Here is a 17,868-nt window from a genome sequence, read left to right as displayed (position 1 = left end):
TATCAAACCTCCCGACGACGAGCACACATCATTTCAGCTTCACAAGCCACTTCTCCATCGACTTTGGCTACACCTTTAAAACGGGCGACACCACGACGTTCTTTAATAAACTCGACTTCCAGGATCATCTGATCACCTGGTTCTACCGGGCGTTTAAAACGGGCTTCATCAATGGCAGCAAAATAATAGAGTTCGCCAGGTTCAAGTTTACCAACACTTTTAAATGCCAATATTCCGGTTGCCTGCGCCATTGCTTCCAAAATCAGTACACCGGGGAAAATAGGCTTCCCTGGGAAATGCCCCTGAAAAAAAGGCTCATTGAAAGAAACATTTTTAACCGCACGTAAAAATTTGCCTGCTTCAAAATCCAGTACACGATCCACCAACAAAAAAGGATAACGATGCGGTAACAACTCCAGAATTTCTTCAATATTCAGAGTATGGGTGTCAGTATTCAAAATACTCTTCCTGTCCATATAAAATTGATGTCATCAACAACACGACTTGCATAGTCCCTAAAACAGGGAACATCAAGCAGGCCGCAAATAAGGATTAAGCGCCTTTGCGCTCGTCTTGCTTGTAGAACACAGCGGAGATAAATATTGGTGACTAGATTTTTCCGAGCTTGCGCTCAACAGCTTTCAGCCGCTTACTCATATCATCAATATTCATTACCAATGCTGCGGTCTTACGCCAGACTTTATTGGGCTGCAACGGAATTCCTGAGGAATAGACTCCAGGTTCAGTGATAGGCCGCATTACCATACCCATGCCTGTCACTGTTACTTTGTCACAAATTTCCATATGACCATTAATTACGCTGGCACCACCAATCATGCAATAACGGCCGATCTTCAAACTTCCTGCCATAATTACACCACCAGCAACTGCGGTATTGTCGCCAATCACAACGTTGTGTGCAATCTGGCATTGGTTATCAATGATGACACCATCACCGATGATCGTATCATCCAAAGCGCCACGATCGATGGTAGTATTGGCACCGATCTCAACGTGATCACCGATTTTAACCGTCCCTAGTTGTGGTATTTTTATCCAGTTACCACGATCATTCGCGTAGCCAAAACCATCTGCACCAATCACTGCTCCTGATTGAATCAGACACGCTTTACCCAGCACGACATTATGGTAAATAGTTACATTAGCCCATAAACGGGTTCCTGCACCAATTCTGGCATTTTTTCCAATAAAGCAACCGGCACCGATCACCACGCCATCGCCTAGTACGGCACCAGATTCAATGACTGCATTGGCACCGACTGATACAGAATCCCCCAAACATGCATCGGAAGCAATCACTGAGGCAGGCGATATATCCTGAGCCGGAGTCGGCGTAGTATCCATCAACTGCGCCATACGCGCATATGTCAAATAAGGATTCTTTACTACCAACGCAGGAATCTTGCAATAAGGTAAATCCGCTTCTGTCAGTACTACAGCTGATGCTTGCGTATCTGCCAGTTGTTCACGATAGCGGCTATCAGATAAAAAAGTGATCTGACCTGCCAGTGCTGAATGCATCGACGCAACAGCGGTGACGACGATATCGCCATCACCGTGTAATTGAGCATCCAACTGTTGTGCCAAAGCGTCCAGTCGAATTGAAAGCATGTATTATTTAGCCTGTGTCAACACGTCAGCAGTAATATCTTTTGCATTATCCGCATAAGCAATAGCATTAGCGTCAATCACAATGTCATAACCCTGCTTTTTAGCAACGGCTTTTACAGCATCCTGAATACGGCTCAAAATCTTGTTACGTTCTTCCACCTGACGGCGACGGTTATCCTGATCGAAAGCCTGTGCTTTGGTAGAAAATTCTTTGCGCTGTGCCATGATCGCCTTTTCCATTTTACTGCGGTCACTGGCTTTCATTGTCGAGCCATCACGCTGTAGTTTCTGCATTTTCCCCTGCAGATCGCGTTCCATAGCCTGTAGTTCAGAAGCTCGGCCTTTGAATTCATTTTCCAGTTGTTTAGCAACTGTTTCTCGCTGTGGCAGCTGTTGAAAAATGCTGGAAATATTGACAATTGCAATTTTGTCAGCAGCCTGCACGCTAGCTGAAACAGCCAACACGAAACCAAGACCCGCAGCATACAACCACTTTTTCACTATAAAACTCCTCACCCTAACTGATTTGTGCTTTTCACACATTTTTAATCTGCACAGTACAATGGTTTCGGCACACTAGCTTGAACACCGGCGCCATAATATCCGTGCGACGCTTGCCTATATGATCAGATTACCAGGTCTTACCAATATTAAACTGGAACTGCTCCGACTTATCCCCACTATATTTCTTAATCGGTTGGGCATAAGAGAATACCAATGGCCCAAGTGGTGACATCCATTGTAGCGCAATACCGGAAGAAATACGGATGTTACCAGGGCTATTATAATCAGGTACTCCAGCAGCCACTGTTTGTGCTGTATTTTCCCAGTGGGTATCCCATACCGTACCAGCATCCACAAAGAGGGAAGTACGTACTGAACTGGCATACTTCTCACTGATGAACGGTGTCGGAACGATTAATTCACCACTCATCACTGCCATAGCATTCCCGCCAACAGCATCACTGCTATTGTCGATCGGGCAATTGGCATAAGACGCCACACCAGAAGCACAATTGTAATAAGCCGCCTTCGGGCCAATCGTGTTAGAACGGAAACCACGCACGGTACTGGAACCACCAGCATAGAAATTATCGTAGAACGGCACTCCTTTTCCGCCCAAGCCATCGGCGAATCCGGCTTTGGTCCTGCCCATCAACACCCAGTTATGACTTTCACTCAGCGGTAAATAGCTCGTTGAATCAAAAGTCAGCTTATAATATTCGTTATCCGAACCTGGCACCGTTACTTTCGCATTCAGAGAAGTACGATTACCTGCTGTTGGGAAATAGCCACGATCGAGGTTGTTATAAGTCCAGCCGGTCTTTGCAAAGAAATCGTCCGCCGATACGTCGGCACTGCTAGTAGAGTTAGACTCAGTGACAACTTCAGGATGGACGCCCATTTCCCCCAGATAACGCCACATAGACACTTGTGGCTTCATATCCGATAGATCATTGTGGACATAATCTAAACCAACGTTCAGCGAGTTATTTTCGTTAACCGGGAAACCTAGTGTGGCGCCGGTTCCGTAACTGCGGTCAGTATAGTCGGACAAATCAGCATTATTGGCGTCAAAATTATTATAGAAGATTCGTCCACCTAAACTAACTCCGTCGACCGTAAAATACGGGTCGGTCATGGAGAGTTCAATATAGGTCTGGTAATCATTCTTCGTACCACTAATCCCCACAGAATTACCGGTACCCAACCAGTTATCCTGTTGCACCCCAGCTTGAAAACTGACACCACTTTCCGTACCGAAACCGATACCAAAGTTAAAAGTACCGGTGTTTCGTTCTTTTACCTTATAGATGACATCTACTTGATCCGGTGTTCCTGGTACACGCTGGGTTTCAACATTTACGCTTTCAAAATAACCCAAACGGTCGAGACGTTCTTTACCTTTTTCGACCAAATTGTTAGCAAGCCAACCGCCTTCCATCTGGCGCATTTCCCGCCGTAACACAGAATCTTTGGACGTATCATTACCTTCAAAACGGATACGGCGGACAGAAAAGCGATTGCCCGCATCAACATTGATATTCAAGCGAACCGTTTTATCCGCATCGTTGATTTCAGGCTGGGTAACCACACGTGGATAGGCATAACCATACCGCCCCAACAGTTTCTTGATATCATCTTCCATCCGGGTCACTTTAGTGCCGTTATACAGCGCTCCCGGCTGAATTTTGGTCAACGCTTCGATCTCAGCCGAATGGCCAGCCAGATTGCCACGGACCGTCACACCAGACAGCTTGTACTTCTCGCCTTCGGTCAGGTTAATGGTGATGTAAATACCTTTTTTGTCTGGCGTCAGGCTAACCTGCGTTGAATCGATTTTGAAACGTGCATAACCACGATCCAAATAGAAACTACGCAATGTTTCCAGATCACCGGAAAGTTTTTGCTTCTGATATTTACGATCGCCGACAACATTCCACCAGGGAACCTCATCACGTAGTTGAAAATGAGAAATCAACTCATCAGAGTTAAATGCCTTATTCCCAACAATATTAATCTGCTGGATTTTCGCTGATACCCCTTCCGTGAACACCAACTTAAGGTCTACACGATTACGCGGCAGCGGAGTCACTATTGCTTTTACCGTAGCGCTATATTTACCCACGCTATAGTAAAAATCTTCCAGACCCTTCTCAATATTGGAAATCGTTGTGCGATCAAGTGCATCGCCTACACGAACACCGGAGGCATCCAGATTCTCCTTCAGCATTTCGTCCTTAACCGATTTATTGCCGGAGAAAGTTATACTGGCGATCGTTGGACGTTCTTTAACTTGGACAACCAGTGTTTCGCCATCACGCAGGACTCGGACATCCTCAAAGTTTCCGGTCGCAAATAAAGCACGAATGGTATTACCGATATCTTCATCACTAACGGTATCCCCCACTCGGACTGGCATACTAAGTAATGCCGCACCGACGGCAACCCGCTGCAGGCCCTCGAAATGAATATCTTTCACTACGAACCCGTCTGCACCGTATACGGTGGCGCTGCTGAACAGCAGCGACGCTATGAGCAACTTTTTCATCGCCATCGTTGTTATGCGCTTATCCTAACCTGGTCTCACACCTAAAGGCGGGAGAAATCATTAAAAAGTGCGAGCCCCATTAACATCATCAGCAACACCGTGCCAATGCGATAACCGAAGTTCTGCACACGCTCGGAAACCGGCTTACCCTTCAGTTTTTCAAGCACCAGAAAAAGCAGGTGACCACCATCTAATACCGGTAGAGGAAACAGATTGATGACCCCCAGATTGACGCTTATCAATGCCAAAAACATCAGGTAATAAATCAATCCATAATCCGCTGACATCCCTGCCCCCTGAGCAATCGATATCGGCCCACTCAGGTTGTTCAACTTTATATCGCCGGTAATCAACTTACCCAGCATACTGACCGTCAGCTTCATTAATTGCCAGGTTTTATCGCTGGCTTCATAAATCGCGCCAAACGGCCCATACTGACGTACCGTTCTATACTCATCGGGCAATGGTATGACTCGAGGGACAACACCAGCGAAACCCACATAGTGACCTTGTCCCACAGACTTCTTGTCTGGCGTCAGAGACAACGTCAGGGTTTCCCCTCCTCTTTCAACCTCCAGAGTGACTACATTACCTGGGTTATCACGTATCGTGGTAACAAACTGCTGCCAACGCGTCAGCGGTTGACCATCGACTTTAACGATCCTGTCCCCGACATCTAAACCCGCCTTTTCTGCGGCGGAATGAGGCTGGACTTGTGTTAATACTGCGTCGATCTGCGGTCCACGAGGAACAATTCCCAACGAAACGGCAGGATCCTGTTTATCGGGCTCAAAATGCCAGTCACGCAGATTCAACGTTTTCCGTTCAATCTGCGACGAACCCAATGGCGCGGTACCAATGATAACTTCAGGATCACCAATCTTGCCAATCAGAGCCAGACGTGCACTATCCCAGTCAGGCGTTTCGATACCGCCAATGGTCTTTAGTTCCATTCCTGGTGAAATTTGCGCGTGCGATGCAATCGAATCGGGCAAAACTTCACCAACCACTGGACGTATGCCCGGTACTCCGATGATAAACACCATCCAGTATGCAAAAACAGCGAAGATAAAATTGGCAATTGGGCCGGCACTTACAATCGCAGCACGTTGCAAGACAGTTTTATTATTGAAGGCTTGGTGGAAAAGTGCTGTCGGGACATTATCAATCCGGCCATCCAGCATTTTAACATAACCACCAAGAGGGATGAGTGCGATAACGTATTCTGTACCATGACGATCATAACGTCGCCACAACGCTTTACCAAAACCAATCGAAAAGCGTTCGACTCTGACGCCGCACCGGCGTGCGACCCAGAAATGGCCGAATTCATGAACCGTTATCAATACACCTAATGCAATGATAAATGCGGCCAGATTCCAGAGGATATTTATCATAAACAGGCCTTAACCTTTTCCCTAAATAGCTTTAAAAATCAGTAGCATCAGGCAAGAAAAAACCGGTACTGCCGCAGTAAGACTATCTATACGATCCAAAACACCACCATGACCAGGTATCAAGTGACTACTGTCTTTTAGACCTGCTTCACGTTTGAACATGCTCTCGGTCAGATCACCCAGAACCGAAGCTAACGCGGCCACAATAGAGCAAACCAGCAACGTTGTCATTGATGTCGCCAGCGGCACATAGTGACTAAAGAGTAACGAAATCAGCGCGGAAGTCACTAATCCTCCAACCAAACCTTCCCAGGTTTTTCCTGGTGAAACCTTAGGTGCAAGTTTACGCTGCCCGAATAGCCGACCAAACATATAGGCACCACTGTCCGCTCCCCATACAAGCAACATGACATACAACAACCACCAGGCACCGGCGTACGGATTAGACTCGTAGTTATACTGCCGTAATGCCAACATTCCCCAGAAAAATGGGACAATAGTCAATACACCGAAGAGCAGGCGAAGTATCCGTGAAGAACGCCACAATGATGCTGACGCCGGATAAAACAGAACCAGTAGCAGAGCCAGGCTCCACCAAACTAACGATGACCAGAGTGACATCCTGACTTGCAAGATAGATACAGGATGATGATATGGCGGAAGGGTGAATAGCATCAGAGCCAGCAACAAGCCACAAAAAATCGCCAACCAGACTCGATGAGTATAGGATGCAAATCCGGCAAATTGCCCCCATTCCCAAGCTGCAAGCATACATACCGCCAACGTAACCAGGGCAAAACCCACAAGCGGCAATAAAAACAGTGCAGCGATAACAGCAGGAATAAGAATCAAAGCAGTTATCAGACGGTACTTCAGCAAAAGTTCTCCCTAGGATACATCAGTATCAATAGGTGTTGTTCCCCCGAAGCGACGCTCACGTTGTGCAAATGCATTCAGAGCACCTTCAAAGACTTGTTCATCAAAATCGGGCCAGAGAACATCGGTAAAATAAAGCTCAGCATAGGCAATCTGCCACAGTAGAAAATTGCTGATACGGTGCTCACCACCGGTTCTTATTACCAAATCCACAGGCGAGAGATCACTCAGACAGATGTAACGGCATAGAGTTTCTTCATTGATGGTATCAGGGCGTAAAACGCCTTCCTGTACCTGCTCCGCTATCTTTCTGACACTCTGAATAATATCCCAACGGCCGCCATAATTTGCAGCGATATTCAGCGTAAGCCCAGTATTATTTTCTGTCAGATGTTCCGAGCGGCGAATCCGTTCCTGTAACCGAGTATTAAAACGACTGATATCGCCAATAATACGTAACCGGACGTTATGTTTGTGAAGATTTTTTACTTCACTATCGAGCGCCCGTACAAACAACTCCATCAAAGACGTCACTTCCTGCGTCGGACGATTCCAGTTTTCGCTGCTGAACGCATATAGCGTCAACGCATCAAGATGATGACTGACAGAAAAACTCACAGCACGACGAACAGACTTTACCCCCGCCTGATGCCCGAATATCCGCAGTTTACCCCGATGTTTAGCCCAGCGCCCATTACCATCCATAATAATGGCGACATGACGTGGCCCAACGGGTAACTGATTCTGACTACCTTGCTGATTTTCGGACGGCATAACGTGTACTTAATTTCCTCAAATAAGAAAAACGGCTGTTTATCCGTGACGTTCGATCTGACCAGCGCAAAAATCGCGAACAGGTAGAACCTATTGCCATCGTTGACCGTCACACCTATCCCCCACACCAAATGGCGCAGACTATATCATTTCAATGGCACGTGAACAAACGCGCGATCAACTAAGGTTGCTGATATCGCAACAATGTCTGGGTGGCAATACGTCTGGCCCAACGATCAATAACAAGAACGTCGTCCACACTGTCAGGCTCGGGTAAAGCAAGCTGTTCCAACACGCTCTGGTTGACCGCAGCAATATCAGTAAAACGGATACCCGAACGTAGAAATGCCTCTACCGCAACTTCATTAGCGGCATTCAGTGTGGTTGTGGCGGCCTGCCCTTGATTACAGGCTTCAATGGCCAGCCGCAAACAAGGATAGCGATGATAATCTGGTGCCGAAAATGTCAATGCGCCAAGACGACAGAAATCCAACATCTCTACGCCGGAATTCACTCGTGCCGGATATGCCATCGCGTGGGCAATCGGCGTACGCATATCGGGAGCGCCCAACTGCGCCAGCACACTGCCATCCCGGTAACGCACCATGGAATGGATGACCGACTGAGGATGAATGATAACCTCCATCTGTGCTTCCGAAGCATTGAAAAGCCAGCGGGCTTCAATGTATTCCAGCCCTTTATTCATCATGGTCGCCGAATCCACTGAAATTTTGCGTCCCATCGACCAGTTAGGGTGAGCACAAGCCTGATCGGGGGTCATTGTACTCATCTCTGTTAGCGGGATTTCACGAAAAGGCCCACCAGACCCAGTCAAGATAATTCGCTCGACACCGTATTGAATCAGGGAACCATGCCCCAACTGACATTGGATTTGCTCAGGCAAACTCTGAAAAATGGCATTATGCTCGCTGTCTATGGGCAACAATTGTGCACGGCTTTTTGAAACAGCTTCCATAAACAGACGGCCGCAGGTAACCAGCGACTCTTTATTGGCTAACAGCACCTGTTTATCGGCTCGGATAGCCGACAATGTTGGCAACAATCCTGCCGCCCCCACAATGGCCGCGATGACCTGATCAACATCATTCAGCGCCGCTAGTTCACACGCAGCTAGCTCTCCCGCCATTACTTCTGTACGACAACCATGCTGGCTTAGCTGCTGGCGTAATTCCCGAGCAGAAATCTCATCTGCCATTGAAGCATAGGTTGGATGGAATTCCAGGCATTGTTCCAGCATGCGGGATACATTACGTCCGGCGACTAATGACTTGACCGAAAATTTATCAGGATTGGCCCGAATGACCGACAGTGAACTGACGCCAATCGAACCGGTAGAACCAAGGATGGTCAGTGTCTTCATGAAATGCTCTGAATAACTGCAATTGATTACAGGGAGGTAGCTCAGTCTGAAACGATTGACATAAACTGTCTATGACCGTTATAAAAAAATAACCCTGCATCAAGGGAACAATAAAAAATAAAGCGCCGCAGGGAGAGAAGGAATACATCCTGTTCCTACCCGGCGACGCCGACCCAAACTGATGGATTAAAAATCCATCAGTTCGCTTTCTTTATCAGCCAATGTGGCATCAACCTTTTTGATGTAACTGTCAGTCAGTTTCTGAATTTCATCCTGAGCACGACGTTCTTCATCTTCACTGATGGTCTTGTCTTTCAGTTGGGCCTTTAACTTGTCATTCGCATCACGGCGGACGTTGCGGACAGAGACGCGACTTTGCTCAGCTTCACCACGGACGACTTTGATCAGGTCCTTACGACGCTCCTCCGTCAACGGCGGCAGCGGTACACGAATAACTGAACCTGCCGACATAGGATTAAGCCCCAGATCGGATTTCATAATTGCTTTTTCAACTGCTGCTCCCAACGTGCGATCGAATACTGTGATCGACAAAGTACGGGAATCCTCTACTACAATGTTGGCAAGCTGACGCAACGGGGTTGCAGTGCCATAATATTCAACATGAATACCGTCCAGTAAGCTGGGAGAGGCACGGCCGGTACGGATTTTGCCGATCTGGTTCTTAAAAACCTCAACGCATTTTTCCATGCGTGTTTCAGCATCTTTTCTGATTTCATTAGTCACGTTGTGAACCCTTGAAAACTGGTTGCCTGTCAGATCACGTCTCGACATGATCCGGTGAATAATTTACACCAGCGTCAGCTGGCAATGTATGGCGCTATCTTGTGCCACCAAAACAGAATATTACCTTACTTTTGTCGTCAGCCGTTATTACTGATCAACGTACCCTCTTTTTCACCCATCACGACACGCCGCAATGCACCCGGTTTATTCATATTAAACACCCGGATTGGCAAATTATGGTCTCTCGCCAAAGTGAAAGCAGCCAAGTCCATAACTTTAAGTTCACGTTCCAGTACGTCCTGATAGCACAGTGTTTCGTACAGCGTGGCATTGGGATCCTGTATTGGATCGGCGGAATAAACGCCATCGACCTTGGTGGCTTTCAATACCACATCAGCTTCGATTTCAATGCCGCGCAGACAGGCAGCAGAATCGGTGGTAAAAAAAGGATTACCTGTCCCGGCGGAAAAAATCACTACGCGATTATTACGCAACAGGCTGATGGCTTCTGCCCAACTGTAATTATCACAGACACCATTCAACGGGATAGCAGACATCAAACGGGCGTTGACATAGGCACGGTGCAATGCATCACGCATCGCCAGGCCATTCATTACCGTAGCCAGCATACCCATATGGTCACCTACAACACGGTTCATGCCTGCTTTAGCCAAACCGGCACCACGAAACAGGTTACCACCGCCTATTACCACTCCGACCTGGATATCCAGCTCAACCAGTTCTTTTACTTCCTGAGCCATACGATCCAGGATGCTTGCATCAATACCGAAACCTTCGGCGCCTTGCAGGGCTTCGCCACTAAGCTTGAGCAGGATACGTTGATATACAGGTTTTGAGTTGGTTGCCATGGTGTTTTTGTCCTAACAGGCTGTCATCGTATTGAGGGTTATTACAATGACACTGAGCGACCTAGGATAAAGATACGCTCAGTGCCACGAAACTATTTTTAAGGTTGGATAAAAAGGAACCGCCGATTGGCGGTTCCTTTTTATAATTAAGACTGCTTACTCATTGCTGCGACTTCAGCAGCAAAGTCAGTTTCAGCTTTCTCAATGCCTTCACCTACTTCAAAACGGATGAAGCCGCTTACACTGGCACTATGCTCTTTCAGCAACTGACCAACCGTTTTGCTTGGATCCATGACAAAATGCTGACCAGACAGGGAGATCTCACCGGTGAATTTACGCATGCGTCCTTCAACCATTTTCTCTGCAATTTCACGCGGTTTTCCGGATTGCATCGCAATATCCAGCTGGATCTGATACTCACGAGAAACAACGTCAGCCGGTACGTCTTCGGCGTTAACATATTCTGGTTTGCTAGCCGCAATGTGCATAGCAACGTGTTTAATCAGTTCTTCATCAGCACCTGTGGCCGCAACGAGAACACCGATACGTGCGCCATGCATATAAGAGCCCAAAGCATCACCAGTCTGAACAGCAACACGGCGAATGTTGATGTTTTCACCAATCTTGGACACCAGCGCAGTACGGCCTTCTTCAAACTTCGCTTTCAGTACTTCAACATCGGAGATGCGCTCATTCAGTGCAGCATTGATAACATCTTCACCAAAAGCTTTAAAACCGGCATCTTTAGCCACGAAGTCAGTTTCACAGTTCAGTTCAACAACAACACCGTATTTGCCGTCTGCAGAAATTTTGGTCAGGATAATACCTTCAGCGGCAACACGTCCTGCTTTTTTCGCAGCTTTAGCCTGGCCTGATTTACGCATGTTGTCGATGGCCAGCTCAATGTCACCATTCGCTTCAACCAGTGCTTTCTTACATTCCATCATGCCGGCGCCAGTACGCTCACGCAGTTCTTTTACCAGGGCAGCGGTAATTTCAGCCATTATCTTTTCCTCGGTTATCTCATGGGGGAGATAAGTAAAAGGGGGCCGAACAGGCCCCCTAACCAACATATGTCATACCTGGTTAATAAGGGCTCAAAAGAGCCTGTCTTATTATTCAGCTTCGACGAAGCTCTCTTCTGCCTGTTCAACCAGATCCTGAGAACGACCTTCACGCACAGCAGTTGCGACCGCACTCAGATACAGGTTAATTGCACGAATAGCATCATCATTACCAGGAATAATGTAATCAACGCCGTCTGGATCGGAGTTGGTATCAACGATAGCAAATACCGGAATACCCAGGTTGTTTGCTTCTTTGATAGCAATGTGTTCATGATCGGCATCAATAACGAATAGCGCGTCAGGCAGGCCGCCCATGTCTTTGATACCACCAAGGCTGTTTTCCAGCTTGTCCAGTTCACGAGTACGAACCAGCGCTTCTTTCTTGGTCAGCTTGTCGAAAGTACCATCCTGAGACTGCGTTTCCAGATCTTTCAAACGCTTGATGGACTGACGAACGGTTTTCCAGTTAGTCAGCATACCGCCTAACCAGCGATGGTTCACGAAGAACTGATCACAGTTGGTAGCTGATTCTTTTATCGCTTCGCTTGCTGCGCGCTTAGTACCAACGAACAGAATTTTACCCTTGTGAGAAGCAATTCTGCTCAGCTCAGCGAGAGAGTCGTTGAACATCGGTACGGTTTTTTCAAGGTTGATGATGTGAACTTTGTTACGTGATCCAAAAATGAAAGGTTTCATTTTCGGGTTCCAGTAACGGGTCTGGTGACCAAAGTGTACACCAGCCTTAAGCATGTCGCGCATGGAAACAGTTGCCATGATTACCTCTAAATTAAGTATGGGGTTATGCCTCCACGTGTCCCATTACACCGACTCTGAATGCAAGCACCAGAGCACCCCGGCAAATGTGTCGACACGTGTGTGTTATATACACATAGTGAGTTCTATGAAGATTCAGCCACTTCTGTCGCAGAAATATAGCCGAATCGTCGGCGCGCTTTATACCATAATCAGCCTTCAGGCACCAACTTTTGTTGTGTGTTATACCAATGTTATGGAATCATGATTTGGCAGTGTCTGGCGAGGCTGATACCATAAGTTACTATCTTGTTGACTCTATTTCGTTAAAAACAACGACACTTGTGGACAAATTTCAATGGCAATATCAATTAAAACAGCTACAGATATCGAGAAAATGCGTGTAGCCGGGCGCTTGGCTGCTGAAGTATTGGAAATCATCGAACCTTATGTGGTTCCCGGCGTCAGCACCGGTGAACTGGATCGTATCTGTCACGATCATATCATCAATAAACAGCATGCGATCTCAGCATGCCTGGGCTACCACGGTTTTCCGAAATCAGTCTGTATTTCTGTTAATGAAGTAGTGTGCCACGGTATTCCCAGCGATGAAAAAATTCTGAAAGATGGCGACATTGTCAATATCGATGTCACCGTCATCAAAGATGACTTTCATGGCGATACATCAAAAATGTTTATTGCCGGGAAACCCACCATTTTGGGAGAACGCTTATGTCGGATCACCCAGGAAAGCCTCTATCTGGCGCTCAAGATGGTTAAACCGGGCATTCGTCTGCGCACTCTGGGTAAAGAAATTCAGAAATATGTGGAAGCCCAGGATTTCTCCGTGGTACGTGAGTATTGTGGCCACGGCATTGGCAAGGGTTTCCATGAAGAACCCCAAGTACTGCATTACGATGCCGATGACGGTGGTGTGGTGTTACAACCCGGCATGGCGTTCACGATAGAACCGATGGTCAATGCGGGTGATTTCCGCATTCGCAGCATGAAAGATGGCTGGACAGTAAAAACCAAAGATCGCAGCTTGTCGGCACAGTACGAGCATACTATTGTGGTGACAGAAAACGGCTGTGAGATAATGACGTTGAGAAAAGATGACACCATCCCCAACATCATCACACATCAGGAATAAACACCAGCCGGCAATCGCCGGCTTTATTATGGTGGAAGATTTCTGTTTACTCGCTTTCGGGCCGCCACAAGTGGTGTTTAAAATCACTCTCTACGATTTCATATGGGTTGAGTAACATGATCGACAGAGACCTTCCGCACGATACACCAGAGTCCGCCGTACCGGTCCATATGACCCCCATCTCGCCATTAACCTTCAGCGATGACATGCTCGAATGCCAGACGCTAAAACAGCATCTGGAACAATTCCAGCTGTGGTTGGCTGATGAGTTCAAAGCGGGTGTCAGTGCGGAGATATTAATTGATGCAAGAACTTTATTTATCGATCATCTGTTGCAGCGTCTATGGCGCTTTTATGGCTTTGAAAACGTACAACAAACCGCTCTGGTCGCGGTAGGCGGTTACGGTCGTGGTGAGTTGCATCCGCTTTCTGACATTGATCTGCTGGTATTAAGCCAACAAAAGCTGAGTGAAGCCCAGTCGCAAACCATCAGCGCGTTTATTACCTTACTGTGGGATTTGAAACTGGAAGTCGGTCATAGCGTCCGTACACTGGATGAATGTCTGCATGAAGGGCGAGCCGACATTTCCGTTGCTACCAACCTGATTGAATCTCGAATGATTTGTGGCGATGTCGCGCTTTTCCTCACACTTCAGAAGCATATTTTCAGCGACGATTTCTGGCCATCAGCGATGTTTTTTGCAGCAAAAATTGCTGAACAGCGGGAACGTCATCAACGTTATCACAGCACCAGTTATAACCTGGAGCCTGATATTAAAAGCAGCCCCGGAGGTTTACGGGATATTCACACCTTGCTATGGGTCGCCCGTCGCCATTTTGGTGCTACATCCCTGAATGAAATGGTGGAATTTGGTTTTCTGACCGAGGCTGAACGCAATGAATTGAACGAGTGCCAGAGTTTTCTCTGGCGTATCCGCTTCGCGTTACATCTGATTTTACCTCGTTACGACAATCGACTATTGTTTGACCGTCAACTCAATGTTGCCCAGCTTTTACAATATCAGGGAGAAGGCAACGCTCCGGTAGAACGAATGATGAAAGACTTCTATCGAATGACGCGGCGAGTAGGTGAGCTGAACCAGATGCTGTTGCAACTGTTTGATGAAGCTATTCTGGCACTGGACACCAGTGAAAAACCGCGTCCTCTTGATGAGGAATTCCAGTTGCGCGGCACCCTGATAGATCTACAGGACGAAACGCTGTTTGAGCGTAAACCTGAATCCATCATGCGTATGTTTTATGTGATGGTACGCAATAAGGAAATTACTGGTATCTATTCCACTACGCTGCGCCAGTTACGCTATGCGCGGCGTCACCTCGCCCAACCCTTGTGTGCCATTGAGGAAGCGCGTCATCTGTTCATGATGATACTACGCCATCCTCACGCTGTGAGTCGGGCACTGTTACCGATGCATCGCCACAGCGTATTGTGGGCTTATATGCCCCAGTGGGGAAACATTGTCGGACAAATGCAGTTTGATCTATTCCATGCCTACACGGTAGACGAGCATACCATCCGGGTACTGATGAAACTGGAAAGTTTTGCCGATGAATCCACCCGTACCAACCATCCACTGTGCGTGGAGCTTTATCCACGACTTCCACAACCCAACCTGCTTCTGCTGGCCGCACTGTTCCATGATATCGCCAAAGGTCGGGGAGGAGATCACTCTGAGCTGGGTGCCAAAGACGCACTTGAATTTGCCGCCCTGCATGGTCTGAACTCGCGGGAAGCTCAGCTTGTTTCATGGTTGGTTCGCTGCCATTTGCTGATGTCAGTCACCGCACAGCGCCGTGACATTCAGGATCCGGTGGTCATTCAGCATTTCGCCGAGCAGGTTCAAAGCGAAACCCGGCTGCGTTATCTGGTTAATCTGACGGTGGCGGATATCTGCGCCACTAATGAAACGCTCTGGAACAGTTGGAAACAGAGTCTGTTACGCGAACTCTACTTTGCAACCGAGAAACAACTACGTCGTGGTATGCAAAACACACCGGATCTGCATGAACGGGTACGGCACCATCGCCTACAGGCGTTGGCATTGCTACGCATGGATAACATTGACGAAGAAGCACTGCATGATATCTGGAGCCGCTGCCGCGCTGACTATTTCCTACGTCACTCACCCAATCAGTTGGCCTGGCATGCACGCCATCTGCTGGAGCATGATACCAGTAAACCACTGGTGCTGATCAGCCATCAAGCCAGCCGTGGCGGTACTGAAATATTTATCTGGAGTCCAGACCGCCCTTATCTGTTTGCTGCCGTAGTCGGCGAGCTGGACCGCCGAAATCTCAGTGTTCATGACGCCCAGATTTTTACCAGCAGGGATGGAATGGCGATGGATACATTTATTGTGTTAGAACCGGACGGTAGCCCGTTGGCACAGGATCGTCACGAAATGATCCGCTATGCGATCGAGCAGACATTAACGCAACGTGATTACCAAAACCCGCGTATCCGTCGTCCATCGTCCAAGCTAAGACACTTCAGTGTTCCCACGGAAGTCAGCTTTCTACCAACACATACCGAACATCGTAGTTATATGGAGCTTATCGCGCTCGACCATCCCGGTTTGCTGGCCCGTATCGGAGAGATTTTCGCCGACCTTAACTTGTCATTACACGGTGCACGAATTTCCACCATTGGTGAACGTGTAGAGGATCTATTTATACTGGCGGATGATGAAAGCCGGGCATTAAGCCCCGAATTGCGTCTTAAGCTACAAGATCGGTTGACAGAAGCCCTTAACCCAAACGATAAAGTAAACTTGTCTTAATTGTTATTTCAGTAAATCAGGAAAGAGAAACAGAATGCAGCAACTACAGAACATCATTGAAACCGCCTTTGAACACCGTGCGGAAATCACGCCCACTAACGTAGACAGCGCGACACGTGACGCGATAAACCAGGTAATCAGCCAATTGGACAGCGGGTCATTGCGTGTCGCTGAAAAAATCAACGGCCAGTGGGTCACACATCAATGGCTGAAAAAGGCGGTATTACTCTCTTTTCGCATCAACGATAACTGTGTGATGGATGGTGCCGAAACCCGCTATTACGACAAGGTACCGATGAAGTTTGCAGATTACGATGCTGAGCGTTTCCTACAGGAAGGTTTCCGCGTTGTACCGCCCGCCAGCGTTCGCCAGGGTGCCTATATCGCTCGCAACACGGTGCTGATGCCTTCCTATGTCAATATCGGCGCTTATGTTGATGAAGGCACCATGGTGGATACGTGGGTTACTGTCGGATCTTGCGCACAGATCGGTAAAAATGTTCATCTGTCTGGCGGTGTTGGTATCGGTGGCGTACTGGAACCATTACAGGCCAACCCGACAATTATCGAAGACAATTGCTTCATCGGTGCTCGTTCTGAAATTGTAGAAGGTGTCATTGTTGAAGAAGGGTCCGTCATCTCCATGGGCGTGTTCATTGGTCAAAGCACCAAGATCTATGACCGTGAAACCGGTGAAATCCACTATGGCCGGGTACCGGCTGGCTCCGTGGTCGTTTCCGGTAATCTCCCCTCTAAAGATGGCAGTTACAGTCTCTACTGCGCCATTATCGTGAAAAAAGTGGATGCCAAGACCCGTGGTAAAGTGGGAATTAATGAGTTATTACGCACCATCGACTAAACTTCTCTGGCGGGTTAAATAACCTGCCATTTTTTTATGACCGGTAAACTATCACAGACAACACAGACCAGCTACATCACTATAGTGACATGATTTACAACAAAAAGGTGGTGCTATGTACGACAATCTGAAAAGCCTGGGTATTACCAACCCGGAAGATATCGACCGCTACAGCCTACGACAGGAAGCCAGCAACGATATTCTGAAAATTTACTTTCACAAAGACAAAGGTGAATTTTTCGCCAAAAGCGTCAAGTTTAAGTATCCCCGCCAGCGTAAAACCATTGTGGCTGACAACGCCGGGCAAGGTTATAAAGAGATCAATGAGATCAGCCCAAACTTGCGCTATGTCGTCGATGAGCTGGATCAGATTTGTCAGCACGAACAGGTAGAAGTGGATTTAAAACGCAAAATTCTTGATGACCTGCGTCATCTGGAGAGTGTCGTGACCAATAAGATCAGTGAAATCGAAGCCGATCTGGAAAGACTGACCAAAAACCGCTAATCCTT

16 protein-coding genes are annotated in these 17,868 nt (G+C 47.5%); 4 read left to right on the top strand and 12 right to left on the bottom strand.

Annotation, left to right across the window (positions count from 1 at the left end):
* Positions 1 to 2: 2 nt before the first annotated feature.
* The 12 genes from fabZ to rpsB all read right to left on the bottom strand — a co-directional run bounded on the left by fabZ (position 3) and on the right by rpsB (position 12,566).
* Entirely contained in the window at positions 3 to 458 is a 456-nt protein-coding gene (gene fabZ / locus PCO85_06055; GenBank protein WJV54984.1) for a 3-hydroxyacyl-ACP dehydratase FabZ, read from the bottom strand.
* Positions 459 to 609: 151 nt separating this feature from the next.
* Positions 610 to 1,632 (bottom strand): UDP-3-O-(3-hydroxymyristoyl)glucosamine N-acyltransferase, encoded by a 1,023-nt coding sequence (gene lpxD / locus PCO85_06050; GenBank protein ID WJV54983.1) that lies wholly within the window; start codon positions 1,630 to 1,632, stop codon positions 610 to 612.
* Positions 1,633 to 1,635: 3 nt separating this feature from the next.
* Positions 1,636 to 2,133: a molecular chaperone Skp gene (gene skp / locus PCO85_06045; protein ID WJV54982.1), complete on the bottom strand. Its 498-nt coding sequence runs from the start codon at positions 2,131 to 2,133 to the stop codon at positions 1,636 to 1,638.
* 130 nt (positions 2,134 to 2,263) lie between these two features.
* Complete coding sequence (gene bamA / locus PCO85_06040) at positions 2,264 to 4,690, bottom strand: outer membrane protein assembly factor BamA (protein ID WJV54981.1); 2,427 nt, start codon at positions 4,688 to 4,690, stop codon at positions 2,264 to 2,266.
* A 35-nt stretch (positions 4,691 to 4,725) separates the two neighbouring features.
* Positions 4,726 to 6,081: a sigma E protease regulator RseP gene (gene rseP, locus PCO85_06035; protein WJV54980.1), complete on the bottom strand. Its 1,356-nt coding sequence runs from the start codon at positions 6,079 to 6,081 to the stop codon at positions 4,726 to 4,728.
* Positions 6,082 to 6,102: 21 nt separating this feature from the next.
* On the bottom strand, positions 6,103 to 6,960 hold the full coding sequence (gene cdsA, locus PCO85_06030) for a phosphatidate cytidylyltransferase (GenBank protein WJV54979.1): 858 nt from the start codon (positions 6,958 to 6,960) through the stop codon (positions 6,103 to 6,105).
* A gap of 9 nt (positions 6,961 to 6,969) precedes the next feature.
* Positions 6,970 to 7,731, bottom strand: a complete 762-nt coding sequence (ispU, locus tag PCO85_06025; GenBank protein WJV54978.1) for a (2E,6E)-farnesyl-diphosphate-specific ditrans,polycis-undecaprenyl-diphosphate synthase — start codon at positions 7,729 to 7,731, stop codon at positions 6,970 to 6,972.
* Between the two features lie 181 nt (positions 7,732 to 7,912).
* Positions 7,913 to 9,112 (bottom strand): 1-deoxy-D-xylulose-5-phosphate reductoisomerase, encoded by a 1,200-nt coding sequence (gene ispC / locus PCO85_06020; protein ID WJV54977.1) that lies wholly within the window; start codon positions 9,110 to 9,112, stop codon positions 7,913 to 7,915.
* 186 nt (positions 9,113 to 9,298) lie between these two features.
* On the bottom strand, positions 9,299 to 9,856 hold the full coding sequence (frr, locus tag PCO85_06015) for a ribosome recycling factor (protein ID WJV54976.1): 558 nt from the start codon (positions 9,854 to 9,856) through the stop codon (positions 9,299 to 9,301).
* 137 nt (positions 9,857 to 9,993) lie between these two features.
* Positions 9,994 to 10,725, bottom strand: coding sequence for a UMP kinase (gene pyrH, locus PCO85_06010; protein WJV54975.1), 732 nt, complete (start codon positions 10,723 to 10,725; stop codon positions 9,994 to 9,996).
* A 146-nt stretch (positions 10,726 to 10,871) separates the two neighbouring features.
* On the bottom strand, positions 10,872 to 11,729 hold the full coding sequence (tsf, locus tag PCO85_06005) for a translation elongation factor Ts (GenBank protein WJV54974.1): 858 nt from the start codon (positions 11,727 to 11,729) through the stop codon (positions 10,872 to 10,874).
* A 111-nt stretch (positions 11,730 to 11,840) separates the two neighbouring features.
* Positions 11,841 to 12,566, bottom strand: a complete 726-nt coding sequence (gene rpsB / locus PCO85_06000) for a 30S ribosomal protein S2 (GenBank protein WJV54973.1) — start codon at positions 12,564 to 12,566, stop codon at positions 11,841 to 11,843.
* A 337-nt stretch (positions 12,567 to 12,903) separates the two neighbouring features.
* On the opposite strand from rpsB, the gene map reads away from it, so the two are divergent.
* From map to PCO85_05980, 4 genes are all read left to right on the top strand, one after another.
* A complete protein-coding gene (gene map, locus PCO85_05995) occupies positions 12,904 to 13,698 on the top strand; it encodes a type I methionyl aminopeptidase (GenBank protein WJV54972.1) in 795 nt (264 codons plus the stop codon).
* Between the two features lie 116 nt (positions 13,699 to 13,814).
* Positions 13,815 to 16,499 (top strand): bifunctional uridylyltransferase/uridylyl-removing protein GlnD, encoded by a 2,685-nt coding sequence (glnD, locus tag PCO85_05990; protein WJV54971.1) that lies wholly within the window; start codon positions 13,815 to 13,817, stop codon positions 16,497 to 16,499.
* A 34-nt stretch (positions 16,500 to 16,533) separates the two neighbouring features.
* On the top strand, positions 16,534 to 17,358 hold the full coding sequence (gene dapD, locus PCO85_05985; protein WJV54970.1) for a 2,3,4,5-tetrahydropyridine-2,6-dicarboxylate N-succinyltransferase: 825 nt from the start codon (positions 16,534 to 16,536) through the stop codon (positions 17,356 to 17,358).
* 115 nt (positions 17,359 to 17,473) lie between these two features.
* The gene (locus tag PCO85_05980; protein ID WJV54969.1) at positions 17,474 to 17,863 is read left to right on the top strand and encodes a DUF3461 family protein; all 390 of its coding nucleotides are present in this window, start codon (positions 17,474 to 17,476) and stop codon (positions 17,861 to 17,863) included.
* Positions 17,864 to 17,868: the final 5 nt, after the last annotated feature.

Origin of the sequence: Prodigiosinella aquatilis (assembly GCA_030388725.1) — a bacterium.
Classification (GTDB): domain Bacteria; phylum Pseudomonadota; class Gammaproteobacteria; order Enterobacterales; family Enterobacteriaceae; genus Prodigiosinella; species Prodigiosinella aquatilis.
The sequence above is the reverse complement of the archived record's forward strand: the minus strand, read 5'-3'. Positions and strand labels throughout refer to the sequence as shown.